3 protein-coding genes are annotated in these 4074 nt (G+C 72.4%); 1 reads left to right on the top strand and 2 read right to left on the bottom strand.

What is annotated here, in order from left to right; genetic code table 11:
* Nucleotides 1–284 precede the first annotated feature (284 nt).
* On the top strand, nt 285–1334 hold the full coding sequence (locus E2C05_RS29460; protein ID WP_158292460.1) for a Bug family tripartite tricarboxylate transporter substrate binding protein: 1050 nt from the start codon (nt 285–287) through the stop codon (nt 1332–1334).
* 76 nt (nt 1335–1410) lie between these two features.
* Here the strand turns inward: E2C05_RS29460 and tcuB are convergent, their stop codons facing one another.
* Nucleotides 1411–2550: a tricarballylate utilization 4Fe-4S protein TcuB gene (gene tcuB, locus E2C05_RS29455; RefSeq protein WP_240046946.1), complete on the bottom strand. Its 1140-nt coding sequence runs from the start codon at nt 2548–2550 to the stop codon at nt 1411–1413.
* Entirely contained in the window at nt 2537–3934 is a 1398-nt protein-coding gene (tcuA, locus tag E2C05_RS29450) for an FAD-dependent tricarballylate dehydrogenase TcuA (RefSeq protein ID WP_133223182.1), read from the bottom strand. The genes tcuB and tcuA overlap by 14 nt, the downstream gene beginning before the upstream one ends.
* Nucleotides 3935–4074: the final 140 nt, after the last annotated feature.

Below are 4074 nucleotides of genomic sequence, written 5' to 3'. Positions count from 1 at the left end.
GGCGGCCCTCCGGCGCGCGGGCGGGCGGGTGGCCAGGCGCCCGGGCGCGGACCGGCGCCGGCCGCCCGCCATCCTCCCGCCGGAGGAGGAGCAAGGCCAGCCCACCGGCCGCGGCGAGGACAGCGAGGATCGGATTGGGGGGATGCTCCGCCGGCATGGTGTCTCCTGAGCGCGAGGGGAAGCGGCCTGCCAACGCGCGAACCCCGCCAGGGTGCCCGGCGCGGCGATTGGACGCGCGGCCGGTTTGGCGGCATGGAGCGGCAGGACCGTCCGGGACCATCCGCATGCGCCTCAAGCGCCGCCCATTGCTCGCCGCTCTTGCGTCCGCCCTGCCCGGTGCGCGTCGCGCCGTCGCCCAGGCCTGGCCGGACCGGCCGATCAGCGTGGTGGTGCCCTTCCTGGCCGGCGGGTCCACCGACATCGCGGCACGCATCCTGGCGGAACGCATGGGGCCGAAGCTCGGGCCACAGGTCCGGCTGATCGTCGAGAACAGGGCCGGCGCCGGCGGCTCGGTCGGCGCCGAATGGGTGCGGCACCGGCCGGCGGATGGCTACACGCTGCTGCTCGCCTCCGCCTCCGCGCTCGGCACCAATCCGGCGGCGCTGCCGCAGACCACGCCCTACGACCCGGTGGAGGATTTCACCCAGATCGCCGTGGTCGGCGGCGGGCCGATCGTGCTGGTGGTGCCGGCGGCCTCGCCCTTCCGCACCGCGCGCGACCTGCTGGCGGCGGTGCGGGCCAGCCCGGGGCGCTATTCCTGGGCCACCAGCGGCGCCGGCGGCATCGGCCACCTCACCGGGGAATTCCTGAAGCTCAGGGCGGGGGGCCTGCAATCCGACCGCGGCGGGCCGGAGGCGCGGGGCGTCAACCGGCCGGCCGAGCCGCTGAAGGCGGAGCACGTCCCTTATCGCGGCGGCTCGGCGGTGATGGAGGCGCTGGCGAAGGGAGAGGTGGACTACTCGCTGGAAGTGCTTGCCTCCACCGCGGCGCATCTGCGCGACGGGCTCTCCCGCGGCCTCGCCGTCAGTTCCCTGCAGCGCCACCCGTTGTTTCCCGACATCCCGACACTGGACGAGATCGGCCTGACCGGCTTCGAGGTGACCACCTGGAACATCCTCTGCGCTCCGCGCGGCCTGCCGCCGGAGATCGCCGAGCGGCTGTCGCGCGCCGCGGTGGCGGCGCTGGCCGAAGCGCAGACGGCGGAGCGGCTGACGCAGGCCGGCGTGGACCCGGCGAAGCCGACCACGCCGGCGGAGACGCGGGCCTTCCTGGCGGCGGAGGTCGCGAAGTTCCGCGGCATCGTCCAGCAGGCCGGCCTCACGCTCGGCCGCTGATCCGGGGTTCCGCCCGTCGGCGGCGGTGCCGCCGACCCCTCGAAAAACGGGCGAAGCCCCGCTTCGGGACCCTCCGTCAGGGTTTCGCCCGCTGCTCCCGGGCATTCCGCAGCAGCGCCAGGCCGCGATACAGGCCATGCACCATCTTGCTGTAGGGCAGCGCCACGAACAGCGCGAGCACCAGGCCGAGATGGATCGCCATGGTCAGCCCCATCGCGCCGGTGTGCCGCACCGCCAGCAGCAGCAGCCCGGTGGCGGAGACCAGGAACAGCAGCGCCAGCAGCGCATATTCCCCGCCCATCAACTGCCGCGCGACCGGCGCCGGGTCGGTGACGGTCTTCACCCAGATCAGCCCCGCCGTGCCCAGGCAGAGCAGCACGCCGCCCCAGGTGCCAAGCTGCACCGGCAGGCTCCAGAAGGCATGCGGCGACACCCAGCCGAGGAAATGATGGTAGAAGGCGCCCGTGGTGGTCGCGGCGAAGCACAGCAGGAAGCCGTAGAACATGGCGTGGTGCAGCCAGCGGCGGGTCTGCGAGAAGCCCTCATCCATGTCGTTGCAGCCATGCCCGCCGCCGCCCAGGTTGCGCAGCGCCAGGATGTCCACCGTGGCGTCCAGCACCGCCGGCGCCGTCACCGGCGCGCCGCCGCCCTGCCCGGTGCCGCGCCAGTAGCGCAGCGCGCCCATGCCCAGCGCCAGCAGCGCGAACAGGAAGGTCCCGCCCGTCAGCAGGTTCATGAGCCAGAGCGGGATGATGCGGTAGAAGGCGCCCGGGCCGGTCTGCGGCGCGTAGAGCACCGCCGGATCCTGGATCGCCGCCACCAGCACCAGGGCCAGGGCGACGAAGCCGGCCATCAGCAGCGACAGCAGCGTGCCGTTGCGGGCAAACAGCCGCCCGGCGCCGTCCGGCCAGGCATATTCGGCATAGCTCTCCTGCCGCAGCGTGGCGAAGGTCTGCGGCAGGTTGATGCCGAAGGCATGCGGCGGCGCATACTGGCAGGCGTGGAAGCACCCCTTGCAGTTGTGGCAGAGATTGGCGAGGTGCGTCAGGTCGCCCGTCGTGAATTCCCGCCGCAGGGTCATGGCGGGGAAGACGGCGCAATAGCCTTCGCAGTAGCGGCAGGCATTGCACACCGCCATGTGCCGCCGCGCCTCGGCGACGGTCTCCGACCCGTCCAGCGGATGCGCCGCGGCGCCCGTCATGTCAGTTGCGGACAAGGCGCGCCGCCTCCTCTCCCGCGATGCGGCCGAACACCGTGCCGATCGCCATGCCGAAGCCCGCCAGGTAGCCCTGGCCCAGGATGTTGCCGGACATGATCTCGCCCGAGGCGAAGATGTTCGCGCTGGGCCTGCCATCGGCCATCATCACCCGCGCCCGGTCGTTCACCTTGACCGAGAGGAAGGTGAAGGTGATGCCCGGCCGCATCGGGTGGCCGATGAAGGGCGGCGTGTCGATCCGCCGCGCCCAGTGGCTCTTCGGCGGCGTCAGCCCCTCGGTCCGGCAATCATCCAGCGCCTGCGGCCGGAAGGTGCCGGGGCGGACGGCGGCGTTGTACTCCGCCACCACGCGGTCCAGCTTCTGCGGGTCGAGCCCGAGCTTCTCCGCCAGTTCGGGGATCGTCTCGGCCTTGGCCGGGGGGAAGACGCTCGGCAGGTAGTCCATCTCCGCCTTGCTGTCGGTGATGGCGAAGGCCTGCTGGTCCGGCTGCCGGGCGATCAGCCTTCCCCAGATGGCGTAGCGCTTCGGCCAGGTATCCTCGCCCTCGTCGTAGAAGCGCTCGACATTCTTGTTCACCACGATGGCGAAGGGCGTGCAGTCCAGCCGCATCGCCAGGCCGCCATCCTCCATCGGCGCGCGGGCGTCGTTGCACACCGCGTGGAACTGCGTGGGGTCGCCCACCTGCTGCACGCCCTGGCCCAGCAGGTCCTTCAGGATGGTGCCCTGGGCATAGGGCGTGCCGCGGATCTGGAAATTGTCGGCGGCATCGCCCCAGTACTGCCGCAGCCAGTCGCGATTGGCCTGGAAGCCGCCGGCCGAGGCGACCACCGCCTTGAACCGCACCCGCTGCGGGAAGCCGTGATGCGACAGGATCGCCTCGCTGGCGAAGCCGTCCTGCAGCGCGATGTGCTGCACCTCGGTGTCGTAGAGGATCTCGATCCCCAAGCGCTCCGCCGTGCGGTACAGCGCATTCACCAGCGCCTTGCCGCCGCCGAGGAAGAAGGCGTTGGTGCGGGAAAGGGAGAGGGTGCCGGAGAGCGAGGGCTGGAACACCACGCCGCAGCTCTTCAGGAAGCCCGGCGCGTGCTGGCTGGCGCGGATGCAGGTGCGGGCCAGGTGCTCATCCGTCTTGCCGCCGGTGACCTTCAGCAGGTCGTCCCAGTATTCCTCCTCGAGATAGGCCTCGACCTGCACGTCGGTCGGCGCCGGATGCAGCGCCCGGACATTGCGCGTGTGCCGGCTGTTGCCGCCGCGCATGGGCTTCGGCGCGTGCTCGGCGACCAGCACGCTGGCGCCGGCACGGCGCGCCTCGATGGCGGCGCAGAGGGCGGCATTCCCCCCGCCCACGACCAGCACGTCCCAGGGACGGTCGAAATCCGGCATGGACACCTGTGTATCCACCGGGATACGGAGTTGTCCAGATGCCCCGCCCCGCCACCAGCCGCCGCGCCCCGGCCGGGGACGCCGCCGACCCGCCTGCCGGCGGCAGCCGCCCGCCCGGACCGCCTGCCCCCGCCCGCCGC

This window comes from Paracraurococcus ruber, assembly GCF_004353985.1.
Taxonomy (GTDB): Bacteria; Pseudomonadota; Alphaproteobacteria; order Acetobacterales; family Acetobacteraceae; genus Paracraurococcus; species Paracraurococcus ruber.
This window is presented reverse-complemented; position numbering and strand designations above follow the sequence as displayed.